Below are 17,120 nucleotides of genomic sequence, written 5' to 3'. Positions count from 1 at the left end.
GAGCGGGCCAGGCTGTTGGAACCGGCAGGGCTGTCGGAATGAGCCGGTACGTCCGAACGAACCGGGTCTTCGGTACGGGACGGGCCGTCGGTGAGCCGGCTTGCGGGTCGCGCGCGTTCGACACCGGTGGGGGGAGTCGATCGTGCAACTTCGGGAGCGGTTGCCGAAAGATGCTCGTCCGCAGAGGTCTCAGGCATTCGACCAGCGCCGATCACGCCGTCGACCACGACGCTGTGCGCACCCGCACCCGCACCCGCGATCGCGATCGCCGGTTCCTCGACCGACCTACCGCGATGTCCCTCGCGGCCCGACGACTGATCGTCGACCATCTCGCCGGGGTGGCCTTCGCCCGTCGTGACTCGTCCGCCGACCTCATCGTGACGTCGCTCGTCGGCAGTCCCTCGCTGTCCGGCTGCGGCGCCGCTCCGGTCCCCGTCATCGGCCGGTCGCCGATCGGCCCCCGCATCCGGGGTCCGGGTGCTGCTGAGCGCGGAGAACGACACGGCCCGCTCGGAAACCTCGGACCCCGACGGCACGGCAGTATCGGGCCCGGCGTGCCGAGAAGCAGCCGCCCCGGGCGCAGGAGACCCGTTCGAGGCGCTGTGCCCCGCCGACTGTACGGAACCGGGATCCGAAAGGCGCTGGGGTGCCGAGCGTTCGGTTGTTCCGGTATCGGTGCGAGCCGAGGCATCGACATCCTGCCGCGCGACTTCCTGTCCTCGTGTCGGCGCACCGATCCCCGCGGCCACTCCACCGGCCTTCCCTGCTTCGGCCGACGCGTCCTCCACGTCGTTGCCCGGACGTCGCGTCCCGGCATCGGAATCGATTCCGCCGGCGGCGAATCCGTTCGTCGCGGGAGCAGGGCGCCCGGTGTCGCCTCGGCGCTCCTCGGCGGTGGACCCCGCGGACGTGCCGCGCTGCGACCCGGACCGATCGAGCGACACACCGTTCCGCCGGCCGGTCCCCGTGGCGGACAGCTCATCACCGCCGGTGCCCGCAGGGGAATGCCCGGCGTGGGTGGTCGGCTCTTCGACGGGTATTGCGGCGCTGTGCCTTTCGTCCACCTCTGTGGAGAGGTCGCTGTCGCGGTCGACGGTGACCACCGCGACCCCGCTGGGCACGTGCGCCGCGCGGGGCACGGGGGTGACGGTGATCGGCCAGGTGGGATCGCCCAGGTGGTCGGTCGCGGTGGGGCGCAGGGCGGACTGCCTGCGCTCCAGTGGCGGCCGCGCGCCGTCGATATTGCGGAAGGGGTGCGGCGCAGGCGGTTCGGGTGCGACGGCTTCGGCCGCCCGCTCCGCGGCTTCGGCGGCCTCGCGCACCTCGCGGCGACTGGGGGTGGTGCGGGCGGGACCGCGGGGTCCCGGCTCGGGATCGCCGCCGTCGAGCGCGTCCAGCCGGGAACTCAACCGCGAAATGTCCTGTGACGCATGGAAAGCCCACGACTCCAGCCTGCGGATGCGGATCTGGTCGGGAACATCGTCGTCGCCGGGGAAGGGCGGAACCTCCTGCTGGACACGGGCGGCGACCACATCGAGCTTCTCGCTGACCTCACGCAGCGCCGCGGCGATACTCGCCAGCATCGACCCGATGGTTTCGTCGTGCTCCGCGTGGTTCATGCACACCCTACTTCCCGTGGTAGGCGAGCGGGCCCGCCTCGGCCGCAGCGATCATATCCACCGCTGCCGCCGCGTGCGTCGTCGTGCTGGCCTGGCCCGCCGATCGGGGACACGCCGACGCGTTTCCGGATCGGGAGGAAAAGGACACGCAACAGGCCCGGTCTGTGTATCGAAATGATCAAGATCTCGGGGACGTTCTGCGACGTCGGCACAATGAAATAGCTTGATATGCAGGTCGTGTCGCGTGTGTGATCTCGCTCACCGATCGATGACGCACCCGAGCGCGGGTCAAGGGGGCTGGCGGCGTGTCGGTCGCTGCGGGAACCTGGTGTCCAGGGCGCGGGCGAGATGCCCTTGGTGAGGGAGTGATGGTGTGAGGACGACGCGGCGCAGCGACACCCAGGTGGTGTGTGGACGACGAGCTCTGCTCGACGAGCTCGGTATCTCCGAGGGTGGTCGTCGTGCGGCTCCCGAACGAACCGGCTATGGGTGCGGCTGTCCCGAATGCGCGGCCGCGCAATGGAACACCCAGCGACTCGAGCACTGGATCTGCGGCAGGCTCACCGCCGCGGGCGCCGACGAGGCCGAAGTGGACACCCTGGTCGGCGACATCCCCGTCGACATCTACTGGCGTCGTGGCGAGCGCCGCTGCGTGGTCGAGGTGCACAGCGGGCCCCTCGACATCACCGCCGCGCGCGAACACCGGAAACGCCTGCAGGCGGCCGGAATCGACGACGTGCTGTGGGTCTGCCCGCAGGGTTACTGGGTGCCGCTGGTCCCCGCGGTCGGCGTCACCGACTTCGCTCCCGCGGCCGCGGACTACCGCATCGACCAGGGCATGCTGACCGCGGGGGAGTCGGGCTTCGCCGCTCCCGTGCAGGCGAGCACGGAATTGCGTGACTTCCTCGAGGGCTGGGTGGCCGGCGAGATCGAGTGGGGCCATCGGGATCTGACGACAGGAGGGTGGGCCGAGGTGGGCACCTGGGAACGGCATACCGCGGCGCAGGCCGCGATGATCGAGCATCAGCGCCGCGAGCTGCGCGATCAGCGCGTGGAACTGGCGGTCTCCCGCCAGACTGTGCGCGACAAGCAGAAGCTGGTGACGCGGCTGCACAACCGGATCGACCGCGCGGGGGTGAACGCCGACGCCGAGGCCATCACCCTGGCCGGGGTGCGCAGCGAACTGCTCGCCCAGCAGCGCATCGCCGCCGGTCTGCGCGCGACGATCGGGCGGATGGATCGCACCATCAATCAGTGGCAGTGGCTCACCTGCTGCGCGATGCTGCTGGTGGTCACGCTCCTGGCCGGGGCGATGGTGGTGCGCTGAGCCGCAGCGGTATCCGGTCCCACTGCCAGTCGTTGCGCAGCACCAGCCCGGCCAGGTCGAGCAGGTCCAGGCCGGTGTCGGCGCACAGCGCGGCCAGCGCGGCCCGGTCGTAGGGCGCCTGGGCCAGATCGTCGCTGACGCGCTGTTCGACCGCCGGGTCGATGGGGCGTGCGCGTAATCGGTCGGGGCCGAGCGCGCTGCCGGTCCAGGGCAGCCAGCCCCAGCCGTGCTCGTGCGCGTAGGCGCGGGCGAGGTCGCTCTCGATCCGGGTGTGGTGGAAGGCGATCCGGCCCAGCGGCACCACATCGACGAGCACGGCGCGACCGTCGGTGAGCCGCGCCGCGACCGCCGGGTAGTGCTCGTGGTCCGCGCCGTCGAAGCGATAGCTCAGCGCCACCGGTTCCTCCTGGAACGCGGCGACGGCGGGCGCGGCGTCGAGGGTGCGCAGCAGGCGGGCGGTGAGCGCGGAATCGTAGGCCACCTCGCGGCCTGCCTTGGCCAGGTAGAAGCGGCCGCGGCCGTCGTCGTCACGGTCGATGGCACGCGCCGACGCGGTGGGCAGCGGAGCGGGCGAACCCGTGGGCCACTCGATTCCGGCGAGGAGTGCGTCGAGGTCGTCGGTGTCGTCGGCAGGGGAGTGGAGTTTGGCCAGGATGCTGGCGGTCTTCTTCTGCCAGCCCAGGATTCGCTGCATCACATAGCCCGCGACCCGTTTGGCGTCGGCCTGGTCGTGCCCGGCCAGGCGCAGCTTCAGATACGACCATTCCATGGCCACCAGGTCGGTGTCGGTGGCGTAGGTCTCGGCGAGCAGCGCGTGCGTCAGCCGCAGATCGCCCGCTTCGCGCGGGTAGCGGTGGGTGAACACCGCCGCCGAACGGTGTCCGGAGCGGGCCGCTTCCCGCACGATCTGCCCGATCGCCTTGGCGTAGAGCTGGCGGACCCGGTCGCGTGCCAGGTCGTAGCGGGCGCCGATGCGGGTGAGGGTCTCCGGGCGCCTGCCGCCGATTCCCAGACGCAGCGCCACGATCCGCGCGTCGCGGGCCGCGCGCTCGGCATGGTCGACGAGCAGCTCACCGACCAGTTCGTCGAGCTCTTCCAGCTCGAACGAGACCTCGGTGGCGATATCGTGGCCGACCTCGCTCGCGGTGCTCACCGTGCAACCTCCCTCGCTCGCCTCGGGTCAGCGTAGCGGGGGACACCGACAGCTCCGGGTCAGAGCGCGGTGAGGTACTCGCTGTAGAACAGGCACAGGCCGGTCGCCGACGCGATGCCCGCCAGCACCCAGAACCGGATGATCACCGCCGTCTCCGGCCAGTTGTTGAGCTCGAAATGATGATGGAACGGGGCCATCCGGAACAGCCGGGTGTGGGTGGTCCGGAAGACCACGATCTGCAGCACCACCGACATGATCTCGGCGACGAACAGCGCGCCGAGCACCACCGCGAGCAGTTCGGTGTGGCTGGTGATCGAGAGCCCGGCGAGCAGTCCGCCCAGGCCGAGGGAACCGGTGTCGCCCATGAAGATCTTCGCCGGAGCGGCGTTCCACCAGAGGAAGCCGATGCACGCGGCGGCACCCGCGGCGCTGACCATCGCCAGATCGAGCGGGTCGCGCACGGTGTAGCAGGCGCGGCCGGGGCTGATCTCGCAGGAGTTGTCGTACTGCCACAGCGTGATCACCACGTAGGCGCCGAGGGTCAGGCTCATCGAGCCCGCGGCCAGGCCGTCGAGGCCGTCGGTGATGTTCACCGCGTTCGACCAGGCCACCACCAGCAGCACGATGAACGCGACGAAGAACAGCGAGGTGAAGGAGATGGTGCTGATGTCGCGCACATACGAAAGGTTGCGGCTGGCCGGGGTGAGCCCGGTGGCGCCGGGGAAGCGCAGCACCAGGATCGCGAACACCACCGCGGCGCCGATCTGGCCGATGTACTTGCCCGCCGCGGTGAGACCGAGGTTGCGGTGCTTGCGCAGTTTGATCGAGTCGTCGAGGAACCCGACGATGCCGAGGGCCGAGGCCAGCAGCAGCACCAGGATGCCCGACGCGCTGGGCCCGGAGGCACCCCACAGCATCCCGATCAGGTGCGACCCGAGATATCCGGCCCACACACCCGCACCGATCGCCAGCCCACCCATCGTCGGGGTGCCGCGTTTGGTGTGGTGGCTGGCCGGCCCGTCGATCCGGATCTCCTGCCCGAACCCACGCCGCGCGAACACCCGGATCAGCACCGGGGTGAGCGTGATGGTCACGACCAGTGCGATCCCCGCCGCCAACAGGATCTGCCTCAAATACTCGCCCCTCCACGTGGCCGGTCCGCGTCACCCGACCCTCCCGGCGACGCCGAGTGCCGATCCTAGGGGAGCCACCAGCACCGTGCCCGCAGAGTGACCTGCGTTACAGGCCGGTCGCCCAGCCGGGATCACCCGGTGGCTGACCAGGATGTTCGCGGGTGAAACGCAAGTAGGGCCCCGGCGGAAACCGGGGCCCTACTTGTGGTGCGCGATACTGGGATTGAACCAGTGACCTCTTCCGTGTCAGGGAAGCGCTCTCCCGCTGAGCTAATCGCGCGAGGTGGAGACGGGAATCGAACCCGTGTGCACGGCTTTGCAGGCCGTTGCCTCACCACTCGGCCACTCCACCGCGCAAAGGAGGATTGGCAAGATGCCTAACCTACCTCTCGAGCGGATGACGGGATTCGAACCCGCGACCCTCACCTTGGCAAGGTGATGCGCTACCAGCTGCGCTACATCCGCATTCACACTTCCGGAGGCTGTCGGCCTGGCGGCTTCGCTGTCCTCCGTGGTGCGATGAGAACATTAGCCGACGTTCGACGCAGACTACAAATCGCCTGGTAGACGGGCATGAATGCGAATTACACGGGTGTCGTTCAGGTCGGGGTGGGGAAGTGTTCACCGGCCTGTGGGCGCCAGATGCGCTCGCTCGGCCCTCGCGTGGTCGGATCGCGCCCAGGCGATCGACATCGAGAGACGTGGATATGCGCATCACAATATGTGTGCGCCTCGAGTGGGGGTGGAGTCGTGAGCGATCGGCGCGGACGAAAGAACGGCTGAGGATCCCGAACCCCCCGTTCACGAGGCGATTTGGTGTCATGCCGGTGCACCGTGCTAATGTTCCATCTCGTTCGAGAGGCCCGCTACGGCCACTCGAACGAAGGTTGGGTCCCATAGCTCAGCGGGAGAGCGTCCGCCTCACACGCGGAAGGTCGCTGGTTCGAAACCAGCTGGGACCACGCACAATGGCTGCCCGGACATGGTTCACATGTCCGGGCAGCCATTTTTCGTCGGCTGGTTCCGGCGCTCCCCGGCGTCGCTTGCGGGGGCATTGCGAGATGGGGAATCGGCGTCGGAGCTGGTCGTCTCCTGTCGCCGATGCGATCGTTCATAGCCCCAGTTCGGCTCCTGTTCCGCCGCGCCATGCCGGTGGACCGGAGATCGATTTGCTGAAAGTGTGCTGACGGTATCCTGTGCGCGTCCTGGACGACAGAGGCGGGCGGGCGGCCGTTCGCCTCGCGAGGTTTGGAGGTTCGCGCACACATGGTCCCGTATCGCTCGGTTCCGCGGCCGGCGGTTCTCTCGCCCGGTGTTGCACCCACGGAATTCCGTCCCGTGCTCCTGGATGCCTCGAGCCGGGAAGGGCGGCGCGATCTGGAAGCGCTGGTGGCCTCGGGTGCGGTCGGCGCGGTGCACGACACGATCGAGGATCAGCTCGACGAGCTGATCCGCAGCGAGGACCCCGCCGTCGCGCACTCGACGGATTCGCGGGCCGCGGCGCGACGGCGGATCTGTGGCGCGACCCCGCTGTGGCAGTGGGGGACGTGGGTGTTCTCCGCGTGGAACGGCCGGCTGACGCATGTGCTGCCGCGCGAGGAGTTCCAGCGGGTGCGCACCGACCGGAATCGCAACAAGATCGACCGGGCCCAGCAGCGAGACCTGCGTGCCCGGCGGATCGGGGTGGTCGGGCTGTCGGTGGGCAGCAGTGCCGCGGTGACGCTGGCCATGGAAGGGGTCGGCGGAGCGTTCCGGTTGGCCGACTTCGACACCGTGGGGCTGTCGAATCTGAACCGGCTGCGGGCCGGGATCGGTGACCTCGGGGTGTCCAAAGCGGTGCTGGCGGCGCGTCAGATGTTCGAGATCGACCCTTATCTCGACATCGAGGTGTGCGCGGACGGGCTGACCGAGGACACGATCGGGCCGTTCTTCGACGGAGTCGACGGCACCGAGCCGCTGGATCTGCTGGTGGAGGAGTGCGACACGGTGTGGGCGAAGGTCGCCGCCCGCGAGTACGCGCGCGACCGGGGGATACCGGTCCTGATGGACACCAACGACCGCGGTCTGCTGGATGTGGAGCGGTTCGATCTCGAACCCCAACGCCCCTTGCTCCACGGCCGTACCGGTGGCTCGACCTCGGCCGATGTCGCGAGAATGGACCGGGGCGAGCAGTTGTCGTTGCTGCTGACCATGGTCGACGAACCGCGGCTGAGCCCGGTGATGCGGGACGCGATCGGCGAGATGGGACGGAGCCTGTCCTCCTGGCCGCAACTCGCCTCCGGGGTGATGCTCGGCGGTGCGCTGGTGGCGGACACGGCCCGGCGGATCCTGCTCGGCGAGCTGATCCCGTCGGGGCGCACCTATATCGACCTCGACGAACTGATCCCCGCGATAGGACAGCAGCGCACTGCGGAATTCGCGCGGGTGATGGAGGCGGCCCGTTGACGGTCGACCTGCGCGATGTGGAACTGACCGGCACGCGCCTGCGGCTGCGGGACCTGCGGGCCGGCGATCTGGACGTCTACCAGCGGATCTTCACCGACCCGCGCCTCACCCGGTACATGGGCACCGACAGCATGGGCGTCCAGGCCGCCACCGCCTCGTTCGACGCGTCCCTGCGCGCGCGGGGCGAGAGCCCGCGGCGCAAGTACACGCTGGCCATCACCGCACCGGACGACGACACCATGGTCGGCACCATCGGCCTGCTGGTCGAGGACTACGGCAGCAACGCGATGATCGGCGGTCTGGTCGTGGTCCCGGAAGGGGCGCTGCGCGCGGGCGGGATCGAGGCGGGGCGACTGGTGGCTGCCTTCGCCTTCGGGCCGCTCGGGATCCATCGGGTGTGGGCGGGGCACCGCCACGATCACCCGGTGATGGACACGGTGATGTCGGGAGTGGGCTTGACACCGGAGGCTCGGCTGCGGCAGCTCTACCGCACGCAGGGCCGGTGGCACGATGTGTGCACTTATGCGGCGCTGCGACCGGAATGGGCTGCTACGGCGACCGCCGCCGAACGTCGCATCCTCGCGCTGCGGCCCACCGCGGCAAGGGAATCCGCCACCGCGGGCCGGTGAAGCCGTCGGGTGACCCTGGCGAATCGGGCTCGGGGCGTGCCGTGGCGCGATAGCATCGCGGAATCGCCCCCACCCGAAACGCGCAGCGGCCGGCGACGGGAGGCACTCCGCCGCCGGCGAGATCCGAAGTGGAGATCACCCATGGCAGTGCTGATCGACTCCGACTATTTCGCGCCGGCGGACCGCCGGGAAGCGGTCACCGCGATCCTGCAGGAGGCCGACCTCGGCGCGAACCTGCGGATGTGGGACGCGCCGGCCGAAGTGGTCAGCAGGCACCAGTCCTGGATGCTGGGGCCGATCGCGCTCACCCGCTCGGAGGTCTCCGGTCACCAGGTGTGCCGAACCAGCAGGCACGAACGCTCCACGCCCAGTGACACATTGACCGTCACCGTGCAGAACGGACAGCTGCGCAAGCACGAACAGTTCGGTACGCAGACGCTGATCGAGCCCGGCTCCTGCGAAGTGATCGACCTGGCCACCACCTTCGCCTCCGGCTGGCACGGTCTCGGCGGAACGCTGTGCCTGCAACTGTCCCGCCAGCGCCTTGGCATCTCCGTGGAAACGGTCGCCGCGGCGCACGGGCGGCTGGCCGCCTCACCGCTGTATCCGATGGTGAAGGCGCAGATCGAACATCTGGTCGGGATCGCCGACCAGCTCGAAGCCGATCCTGCCGCCGCCGCGGTAGGTGAGTCTTGCCTGGAAATGATTCGGGCACTGCTGATCTCGGCGGCGGGCCGCGGGCCCGGTGACGGCGCGGCCATCCCGGACCAGCTGCTGATCGAGCAGATCCTCGGGTACGTGCGCACACACCTGGCCGATTCGGCGCTGAAGATCCCCGGTATCGCCGCCGCCAACAACATCTCGGTGCGGCACCTGTACAAGGTCTGCGCGCAGTCGGGGATCAGCCTCGAGCAGTGGATCATCGAACAGCGCCTGGTCCGGGCCCGCGACATGCTGGTCGACCGGGGCTACGCGCACCGGTCCATCGCCGCGGTGGCCGGTGCCGTGGGTTTCCGCGACCCCGCGCACTTCACCCGGCGATTCCGGGAGGCGTTCGGGATGACGCCACGGGACTGGCGCCGCAGCGTCACCGAAGGGGACACCGCTCCGGAGTAGCCGGGGTTGCGCGCCGGGCGACGCAAGTTCGTGCGTGCAGAGTCAGTTGCCGTGCAGCCACAGCATCTTTCGTCGGCCGATTGCCCCTTATCGTTCGAATGTGGCTGCGCGAGACCGCTTCAGGAGCACGCAATCCGCCGACGGGCACCCGCTCCGATCCAGTCCGCGCCGAGGGCATCGAGAGAGAGGGGAGACCATGTCCACTATCGGCAAAGCGATTCGGGCGGCGAGGATGGCCTCCGGATTCACGCAGGCGGAGTTGGCCGACTGGATCGGGATCAGGGACGGAAACCAGATCAGCCGTTGGGAACGCGATGTGGTGACGCCCAGCGCCGACAGCGCGGGCGAGCTGAGGAGGGTACTGGGAGTGCGTCTGGACAGCTCCCCCGGAGATGCCGTGTCGTGCTGATCTGATCGCCGCTACGAAGCGACCCGGGAACTCAGGTAGCTCAGGAGGATCTGGACGTCGTCGCCGTAGTCGAGGTGGGCGGAGGAGGCGTAGAAGGTGGCCATGTCCACGCCCTGGCGGCCCAGTTGGACGAGTTCGTCGACGGTGGCGGGGTCGGTGATGCTGAGCAGGGTTCGGGTGGTCGCGCGCAGGTCCGCCCGGATGCCTGCGGCGACCGGGCCGAGCACGGAGCCGGTCAGGTCGGCGCCGGTGGTGACCAGGGTCGCCAGGTCACCGGCGGCGGCGACGGGGTCGTGGCGATCGAGGGATTCGACCGCACGCCAGAGGATTTCCTGAATGCGGCCGACTCCGTCGGCGATGCGCAGGAAATCGATGTCGACGAGGGCGTCGGCGATGACGCTGACGCCCGCGGTCCGGCCGGAGGGGTCGGCCGCGGCGGCCGCGCGGATCACCTGGGCGACCAGGACCCGATCCACGCCCGCCGCGGCCTCCACCAGCGGGGCGAGGGCGGCGTTGAGATCACGCGCGGTCTGGTGCGCGCCGCGGATGTCACCCGCGGTGACGTACTCGGGGAGCCGGGTGAGGTCGTCGAGGATGGCGGGCAGGTTCGCCGCGGTGGCGGTCCAGCCCGCGCCCAGCGTGACGGCCTGAGCGATCAGGGTGCGGGGATCGATCGTGGCGGGGACGACGTCCGCGATCGGTGCGGGATCACCGCTGAGGACCCGGCCGACCGCGGCGAGGAACGGGGAGGTGGCGGCGTCGAGGGAGCAGTACAGGTCGCCGTCGGTGCACAGGGTGCGCACCCGCTCGGTCAACGCGCCGAAGTCGCGGCTGCGCGTTCCGGCGATGCCGCGGCCGGGTTGCGGATCACCCAGCGACAGTGTCGTGCGCGGGTCGCGGTGCGGGTCGGCCAGCAGCCCGACACCGACCACGCGATCGGCATCGATCGGACCGTCGCCGTTGCCGATCTCGGTGGCCAGATCGCCGATGCCGTCCGCGCCCTGGCTGTAACCGGCGAGGACGACCCGCGTCGATCCGCACAGGCCACGCAGGATCTGACGCAAGCGGGCTTCCAGGGTGCTCAGCGACTCCGCATAGCTCAGGCCCTGGTCGAAGGCGCTGGCGGCATAGGGGACATAGAGTGCCGTGATGTCCGGGCCGAGCCGCTGGCGCAGGCCGTCGCCGACGGGCCGGAGCATGCCGACGGGCACCGCGGGATCGGCGTCCGGCGTGGTCTCCCAGGTCCCCGGCCCGAAGATCGCGGTGTACGGGGTACAGGGCTGCGCACCGGGAGACTCCGCCCGGGCGATGCCGACCGCGGCGGTCCCGACCGCGACGACGGCCGCCACGACGGTGGCCGCGGCCGATCTCGACAACCTGTTCATCGTCGGATTCCTCTGTCGCCGAAGGATATTCGCGGGCTCGGCAGCGCGCCGAGCCGTCGTGGCCAATTCTGGCGACTCGCCGCCGGTTCCGTCGGCGCTTTCAGACACAGTTTCATTTCAGAATGTCCCCGGGTCGACCGTTCGTGGCCGCTTTGTGCCGTGTGAGGTTCGTTCTGTAGTGTCACAGTGCTGGTTCGAAACCGGCCGGAACCACACCACAGGGCCAGGACCGCCGTCCTGGCGTTTTTTGTGCGCCTGAACGATGACCTCACGATCGGGGAGCCGGTTTCGGTGAAAATCGCCGGCCTCAATAGCATGGATCTGCCGTACCGATCGAAGAACCTGAGGACGCCTGTGACTACCGAACAACTTGACCGCTGGAACGCTCAGGAAGCAGCCGCCGAGGCGATGATCCCGATCATCGGGACGCTGTACCGGAGCAAGGGCGTGACCATCCTGCTGCACAGCCGCTCGCTGGTGAACAAGTCGGTGATCAGCATCCTGCGCACGCACCGCTTCGCGCGGCAGATCGAGGGCGAGGAGCTCTCGGTCGACGAGACGCTGCCCTTCCTGCAGGTGCTCAGCGAGCTCGACCTCGGCCCGTGCAAGATCGACCTCGGCCAGCTGGTGAAGGCCTACCGTGCCGAGGGTGGCGACCGCTCGATCGCGGAGTTCGCCGCCGACGTGCTGGCCGACGTGCTCGACGGCAACAAGGCGCAGCCGCAGGGTCCGCGCGACGTGGTGCTCTACGGCTTCGGCCGGATCGGCCGCCTGGTCACCCGCCTGCTCATCGAGAAGGCCGGCTCGGGCAACGGCCTGCGGCTGCGGGCCGTGGTCGTGCGCAAGAGCGGCGACGAGGACCTGGTCAAGCGCGCTTCGCTGCTGCGTCGCGACTCGGTGCACGGCGCCTTCAACGGCACGATCAAGGTCGACACCGAGAACAGCACGATCACCGCCAACGGCAACGTCATCAAGTTCATCTACAGCAACGATCCGACCACGATCGACTACACCGACTACGGCATCGACAACGCCATCCTGATCGACAACACCGGCCGCTGGCGCGACCGCGAGGGCCTGTCCCAGCACCTGCGCCCCGGTATCGAGAAGGTCGTGCTCACCGCGCCCGGCAAGGGTGACGTGCCCAACATCGTGCACGGCGTCAACCACCGCGAGCTGGACCTGTCGCAGCAGATCTACTCCTGCGCGTCCTGCACCACCAACGCCATCGTGCCGCCGCTCAAGGCGATCGACGACGAGTTCGGCATCGTGCGTGGTCACGTGGAGACGGTGCACTCGTTCACCAACGACCAGAACCTGCTCGACAACTTCCACAAGGCCGATCGCCGCGGCCGTTCGGCGCCGTTCAACATGGTGCTCACCGAGACCGGCGCGGCCTCGGCGGTCGCCAAGGCCATGCCGGACTTCAAGGCCAAGATCACCGGCAACTCGATCCGCGTCCCCACGCCGGACGTCTCGGTCGCGATCCTGAACCTGCAGCTCGAGCAGGAGACCACCAAGGAAGCGGTGCTCGCCTACCTGCGTGGCGTCTCGCTGGCCGGGCCGCTGAGCCGCAACCTCGACTACACCGCGGCCACCGACGTGGTCTCGAGCGACTTCATCGGCTCGCGCGCGGCCTCGATCATCGACGCCAACGCGACCATCGTCGAGGGCGACACCGCGATCCTCTACGTCTGGTACGACAACGAGTTCGGTTACTCCTGCCAGGTGGTGCGGACCGTGCAGTACATCTCGGGCATCGAATACCCGACCTACCCGCAGGTCACCGCGCAGTCCGAGGCGCGCGAGCCCGCCACCTCGGCGGTCTAGTCACCTCTCGCGAAACGGGACCCGGCGGACTCGCCGGGTCCCGTTCGTCGTGTCCGGGGTGGACCGGGCGGGGCCGCCTGTGCATACTGATCACATGACATCTCGTCGAAAGGGCGTTCTGCGCCCGGGCCGTTGAGCCCCCGGCCGGTCATCGAACCGGCTTCCCTTCTCCCCGATCACGGGGATTCTTCCGCTGATTCCCGGCTGTCGTTCTGGCTGCGCGTGCGCGAATACGCCGTCCCCGCCGCGATGATCGAGACCGCCACTGCCCGGCGCCGCGTCGGCGACTGGGCCGGGGCCTGCGCCACCGCCGGGGTCGATGTCGACCTCGATCTGCGGGCGCTGACCCGGAGCCACGGTCGCGAGACGGCCGCGCGTGTGCGGGCCGACCTGCGGCAGCTGGCCCCGGACCTGCTGCGCTGGCATCTGCCTCGTGTCGCGCCCGACGGGCTGCTGCGGCCGGGTCTGACGATTCCCCTGGCCCGCTACGACCCCGGCGGGGGAGCCGGCGACCGGGTATCGCTGGTGGTCCGCACCGCGCCTGCCTGGGCCGATGCCGGTCAGCGGCTCGTGCTCGCGCTGTCGGACGGAACCGGTGGGTCAGGGCATCCGCATCCACGGCCGCACCGGCGCTTCCGGCTCGACCTGCACCGGCACCTGTGGGACGCGCGGCGCGCACACGAACTGCGCATGCGCGCGGGCGTACCGCACGACACCACCGAACCGGAATCGTGGGCGCTCGGTGGTCGTGACGATTCCCCGCTCCCCGTGCAGGTGCCCGACACCTGTGCCGTGCACCGCTGGGCCGCCGAGGCCGCCCTGATGCTGCGGGCCGACGGGGCGAGCGGCGGGCTCGTGCAGGTGCGTTACGGCGCCCGGCGGCAGGTGGTGCTCGACCTCACCGGGCCGTGCGTGCGGATCGCGCCCGGCTCGCCGCGCGGCGTCCGGCTGCCGGTCCTGCCCGATGCCGCCACCTGGGTCCTGCCCGATCTGGCCCTGCTCCACGCGGGCGCGATCACCGCCGATCGGCTGCATCCGCTCGTCGCCGCGGCGCTCGTACCGGGCAGCACGCCCGTCGGCTCGCGGCCGCACGCCACGAGCGGGCAGCAGGTCGTGCTCTGCCGGGGTGAACGCCACCGCATCGGCATGGTCGACGGGGTGCTCACCGCGCTGGACCACGATCCGGCCGAGCTGCGCCGCGAGGAACTACTCGTCGCGCTGACCGGCACGCCACTGCCCTGCCTGCGGGTGATCGACCAGGCGCACCGCCGCCCCGACGGGTTGGCCGGTGTCCGCGAACGACTCGATCACGGCGATATCGCCGGGGCGCTGGCCGTCGTCGAGGGCCTGCTCGGTCCCGCGGCGGCGCTGCGCGAGGGCCCACTGCTCGACGCGCTGCGGCAGTCGGCGGATCGGCGCACCACCTACGGCCTGTTCCGGGCCGGACTGTCCGCACCCGGCCAGACCTTCCCGCTGCCGCCGCGCTCGGCCCGTCGCGTGCGCGGCGGTCATCCGCGCCACGCCGTCAGATCCTGACGCGCCTGTCGCGCACCTCCCGAACTTCCCACGACCACAAGGTGATTCACACATGTCTGTTCACGCCCCGACCCGTCCTGCCGCGCAGCTCGATGTCGCCGCCGACCTGCTCGCCCTGCTCGGTGACGTACGCACCGAACCTCGCCCCGACACCCGGCTCGAAGCCCTCACCCTGGCCGTGGCCGCCGATCTGCCGGTGCTGCTGTGGGGCGAGCCGGGAATCGGCAAGACCGCCGCGCTGACCCAGCTCGCCGACTCCCTCGACCTGCCGCTGACCACCGTGATCGCCAGTGTGCACGAGCCCTCCGACTTCGCCGGCCTGCCCGTGCTCGGCGACGACCCGGCCACCCAGGGCGTGCCGATGGCACCGCCGGACTGGGCGGTGGAGCTCGCCCGCACCGGCCGTGGCCTGCTGTTCCTCGACGAACTGTCGACCGCGCCACCCGCTGTGCAGGCCGCGCTGCTGCGCCTGGTCCTGGAGCGGCGGATCGGGGCGCTGGAACTGCCCGCCGGGGTCCGGATCGTGGCGGCGGCCAACCCGCGCTCCTCGGCGGCCGACGGCTGGGAGCTGAGCCCGCCGCTGGCCAACCGGTTCGTGCATCTGCAATGGGTGCACGACCACGACGTGGTGGTCCGCGGCCTCGGCGGCACCTGGCCCCGGGCGACCCTGCCCGCCCTCGCGCCCGAAAAGCTCTCCGAGGCAGTGGCTTTCGCACGGCGTGCGGTGTGTGAGCTGCTGGCCGCGCGGCCGAAGCTGGTCCACCAGCTGCCCAGCACCGAGACGCGTCGCGGTGGTGCGTGGCCCTCGCCGCGCAGCTGGGAGGCGACCGTGCGGCTGATCGCCTTCGCCACCGCGGCCGGTGCCGGACGCGATGTGCTCTCGCTGCTGGTGCGCGGCGCGGTCGGCGAAGGCGCCGGGTTCGAGCTGCTGACCAGCATCGACCGGATGGACCTGCCCGACCCGGAAGTGCTGCTCGCCGACCCGTCGGCCGCCGAGCTGCCCACCCGCGGCGACCTGCGTCAGGCCGCGCTCGACGCGGTGGTGGCGGCGGTGCGGCAACGGCCGGAGCGGGCGCGCTGGGACGCGGCGTGGACACTGCTGGCCACCGCCGTGGAGACCGGTGCCCCGGACCTGGTGGTGGTGCCCGCGACCACCCTGGCCGCGCTGCGCCGCGACGACTGGACCGTGCCCGCTTCGATCGAGCGGCTGGCGGGCATGGTGTCGGTATCGCAGCGGGCCGAGCGTGCCGCCGCGCGGGTGGGCCGATGACCGGGGACCTGGCCGGACTGGACTCCGGCAAGCTCTATGCCGCACGGCTGCAGGCGGTTTCGGCCCGTCCCTATCTGGCGACCGCCCTCTACGCCCTGCACCTCGTCGTCTCGCGGCAGGTTCCCACGATGGGCGTCGACCGGTACTGGCGCTGCTACGTCTCGCCCGTGTTCGTGGACCGGACCCCGGTGGAGGAACTGGCCTCGGTGCTGGTGCACGAGGTGTCGCACCTGCTGCGCGAGCACCACGCGCGCAGCGACCGGTTCGCCAGGGAACACGAGCTCAGCGGCCCGGCCGAACGACTGCGGATGAACATCGCCGCCGACGCCGAGATCAACGACGACGCCTTCGGCGACGGGCTGGTGGCGCTCGAGCACGCGGTCACCCCGGCGAGCCTGGGACTGCGCGACGGGCAGCTCATGGAGGAGTACCTGCGCGAGTTCCGGCTCGGCCCGCACACCGCGGCCATGGCCTGGCTCGACTGCGGCAGCGGTGCCGACGGCGCGGACCGCGAGTGGGAGCTCGGGCCCGACGGCGCCGACGGGCTCAGCGAGCAGGAGTGCGCCGCGGTGCGTTTCCGGGTGGCGCAGGGCATCACCGGCCGTCCGGGCAACGCGCCCCGCGGGTGGCGCCGCTGGGCCGAGCGGGCACTGCATCCGCCGCAGCCGTGGCGTCAGCTGCTCGGGGCCGCGGTCCGCTCGGCGGCCGCGGCGGCCGGTGCGGGCGCGGACTACACCTACGGGCGCCCGGCCCGGCGCTCGGCGGGGCTGCCCGGGGTGGTGCTGCCGAGTCTGCGGCGCATGCCGCCGAAGGTCAGCGTGGTCATCGACACCTCGGGGTCGGTGAGTGACGCCGAACTGGGCAGCGCGCTGCTCGAGGTCGCCGCCATCGCGCACGCGGTGGGTGGTCGCCGGGATCTGGTCACCGTGTTCTCCTGTGACGCGGCGGTGCACCTGGCCGGGCCGCTGTGCCAGGCCGAGGGGATGACGCTGATGGGTGGCGGCGGCACCGACCTGCGGACCGGGTTCACCCGAGCGTTGCGGACCACGCCGCGACCGGACGTACTGGTCGCCCTGACCGACGGGCAGACCCCGTGGCCGTCGGCCCAGCCGCCCTGCCGGACCGTGGTCGGGCTGTTCCCGCGCCCGCGGACCTGGCGCGAGGACAGTGCGTACGTGCCGGACCGGCCGCCGGCCTGGGCCCGGGTGGTCGACATCGGCTGAGGCCCACACGGATTCATGCGATGTGGCGCACGTCACATTTCCGTA

Annotated in this window: 13 protein-coding genes and 4 tRNA genes; 10 read left to right on the top strand and 7 right to left on the bottom strand. The window is 70.5% G+C overall.

Going from position 1 to position 17,120, the window contains the following annotated elements; all coding sequences use genetic code 11:
* Window positions 1–1,619: hypothetical protein (locus ACFC06_RS07770; RefSeq protein WP_375928947.1), on the bottom strand; the 1,619-nt coding region annotated here is incomplete at its 3' end.
* A gap of 373 nt (window positions 1,620–1,992) precedes the next feature.
* On the opposite strand from ACFC06_RS07770, the gene ACFC06_RS07765 reads away from it, so the two are divergent.
* Window positions 1,993–2,946, top strand: a complete 954-nt coding sequence (locus ACFC06_RS07765) for a hypothetical protein (RefSeq protein WP_375928945.1) — start codon at window positions 1,993–1,995, stop codon at window positions 2,944–2,946.
* Here the strand turns inward: ACFC06_RS07765 and ACFC06_RS07760 are convergent.
* From ACFC06_RS07760 to ACFC06_RS07740, 5 genes are all read right to left on the bottom strand, one after another.
* The gene (locus tag ACFC06_RS07760) at window positions 2,912–4,099 is read right to left on the bottom strand and encodes a hypothetical protein (protein ID WP_375928943.1); all 1,188 of its coding nucleotides are present in this window, start codon (window positions 4,097–4,099) and stop codon (window positions 2,912–2,914) included. The two genes, ACFC06_RS07765 and ACFC06_RS07760, sit on opposite strands and share 35 nt — an antisense overlap.
* Before the next feature lie 59 nt (window positions 4,100–4,158).
* A complete protein-coding gene (mraY, locus tag ACFC06_RS07755) occupies window positions 4,159–5,232 on the bottom strand; it encodes a phospho-N-acetylmuramoyl-pentapeptide-transferase (RefSeq protein WP_375928941.1) in 1,074 nt (357 codons plus the stop codon).
* Between the two features lie 205 nt (window positions 5,233–5,437).
* Window positions 5,438–5,512 (bottom strand) — tRNA-Val (locus tag ACFC06_RS07750).
* 1 nt (window position 5,513) lies between these two features.
* Window positions 5,514–5,584: transfer RNA gene (locus tag ACFC06_RS07745), tRNA-Cys, on the bottom strand.
* Window positions 5,585–5,624: 40 nt separating this feature from the next.
* Window positions 5,625–5,697: transfer RNA gene (locus ACFC06_RS07740), tRNA-Gly, on the bottom strand.
* A gap of 425 nt (window positions 5,698–6,122) precedes the next feature.
* On the opposite strand from ACFC06_RS07740, the gene ACFC06_RS07735 reads away from it, so the two are divergent.
* From ACFC06_RS07735 to ACFC06_RS07715, 5 genes are all read left to right on the top strand, one after another.
* Window positions 6,123–6,194: transfer RNA gene (locus ACFC06_RS07735), tRNA-Val, on the top strand.
* A 376-nt stretch (window positions 6,195–6,570) separates the two neighbouring features.
* Complete coding sequence (locus ACFC06_RS07730) at window positions 6,571–7,677, top strand: ThiF family adenylyltransferase (protein ID WP_375928939.1); 1,107 nt, start codon at window positions 6,571–6,573, stop codon at window positions 7,675–7,677.
* Window positions 7,674–8,306 carry a GNAT family N-acetyltransferase gene (locus ACFC06_RS07725; RefSeq protein WP_375928937.1) on the top strand — a complete coding sequence of 211 codons (633 nt, stop codon included), beginning with the start codon at window positions 7,674–7,676 and terminating at the stop codon, window positions 8,304–8,306. The genes ACFC06_RS07730 and ACFC06_RS07725 overlap by 4 nt, the downstream gene beginning before the upstream one ends.
* A gap of 141 nt (window positions 8,307–8,447) precedes the next feature.
* Window positions 8,448–9,422 (top strand): helix-turn-helix transcriptional regulator, encoded by a 975-nt coding sequence (locus tag ACFC06_RS07720; protein ID WP_375928935.1) that lies wholly within the window; start codon window positions 8,448–8,450, stop codon window positions 9,420–9,422.
* Between the two features lie 196 nt (window positions 9,423–9,618).
* Entirely contained in the window at window positions 9,619–9,831 is a 213-nt protein-coding gene (locus tag ACFC06_RS07715; RefSeq protein ID WP_375928933.1) for a multiprotein-bridging factor 1 family protein, read from the top strand.
* An 11-nt stretch (window positions 9,832–9,842) separates the two neighbouring features.
* On the opposite strand, the gene ACFC06_RS07710 is transcribed toward ACFC06_RS07715, so the two are convergent.
* Complete coding sequence (locus ACFC06_RS07710; RefSeq protein ID WP_375928931.1) at window positions 9,843–11,216, bottom strand: cutinase family protein; 1,374 nt, start codon at window positions 11,214–11,216, stop codon at window positions 9,843–9,845.
* Between the two features lie 315 nt (window positions 11,217–11,531).
* Here ACFC06_RS07710 and ACFC06_RS07705 point away from each other — a divergent pair, with 315 nt between their 5' ends.
* From ACFC06_RS07705 to ACFC06_RS07690, 4 genes are all read left to right on the top strand, one after another.
* Window positions 11,532–13,046 (top strand): glyceraldehyde-3-phosphate dehydrogenase, encoded by a 1,515-nt coding sequence (locus ACFC06_RS07705; RefSeq protein ID WP_375928929.1) that lies wholly within the window; start codon window positions 11,532–11,534, stop codon window positions 13,044–13,046.
* A 249-nt stretch (window positions 13,047–13,295) separates the two neighbouring features.
* Window positions 13,296–14,582, top strand: coding sequence for a hypothetical protein (locus ACFC06_RS07700; RefSeq protein WP_375935274.1), 1,287 nt, complete (start codon window positions 13,296–13,298; stop codon window positions 14,580–14,582).
* Between the two features lie 52 nt (window positions 14,583–14,634).
* Window positions 14,635–15,852 (top strand): AAA family ATPase, encoded by a 1,218-nt coding sequence (locus ACFC06_RS07695; RefSeq protein ID WP_375928927.1) that lies wholly within the window; start codon window positions 14,635–14,637, stop codon window positions 15,850–15,852.
* Window positions 15,849–17,075 carry a VWA-like domain-containing protein gene (locus ACFC06_RS07690; protein WP_375928925.1) on the top strand — a complete coding sequence of 409 codons (1,227 nt, stop codon included), beginning with the start codon at window positions 15,849–15,851 and terminating at the stop codon, window positions 17,073–17,075. Before ACFC06_RS07695 ends, ACFC06_RS07690 begins: the two co-directional genes overlap by 4 nt.
* Window positions 17,076–17,120: the final 45 nt, after the last annotated feature.

The sequence above is a fragment of the Nocardia sp. NPDC056064 genome (assembly GCF_042266925.1).
Classification (GTDB): domain Bacteria; phylum Actinomycetota; class Actinomycetes; order Mycobacteriales; family Mycobacteriaceae; genus Nocardia.
Note: the sequence above shows the minus strand (reverse complement) of the source record. Positions and strands in the feature narration are given on the sequence as shown.

What these genes read in the sequence shown, in the direction of transcription:
- ACFC06_RS07690 (WP_375928925.1), top strand. Translation starts at nt 15,849, where the DNA reads ATGACCGGGGACCTGGCCGGACTGGACTCCGGCAAGCTCTATGCCGCA.
- ACFC06_RS07710 (WP_375928931.1), bottom strand. Translation starts at nt 11,216, where the DNA reads ATGAACAGGTTGTCGAGATCGGCCGCGGCCACCGTCGTGGCGGCCGTC.
- ACFC06_RS07715 (WP_375928933.1), top strand. Translation starts at nt 9,619, where the DNA reads ATGTCCACTATCGGCAAAGCGATTCGGGCGGCGAGGATGGCCTCCGGA.
- ACFC06_RS07720 (WP_375928935.1), top strand. Translation starts at nt 8,448, where the DNA reads ATGGCAGTGCTGATCGACTCCGACTATTTCGCGCCGGCGGACCGCCGG.
- ACFC06_RS07705 (WP_375928929.1), top strand. Translation starts at nt 11,532, where the DNA reads ATGGATCTGCCGTACCGATCGAAGAACCTGAGGACGCCTGTGACTACC.
- ACFC06_RS07695 (WP_375928927.1), top strand. Translation starts at nt 14,635, where the DNA reads ATGTCTGTTCACGCCCCGACCCGTCCTGCCGCGCAGCTCGATGTCGCC.
- ACFC06_RS07700 (WP_375935274.1), top strand. Translation starts at nt 13,296, where the DNA reads ATGATCGAGACCGCCACTGCCCGGCGCCGCGTCGGCGACTGGGCCGGG.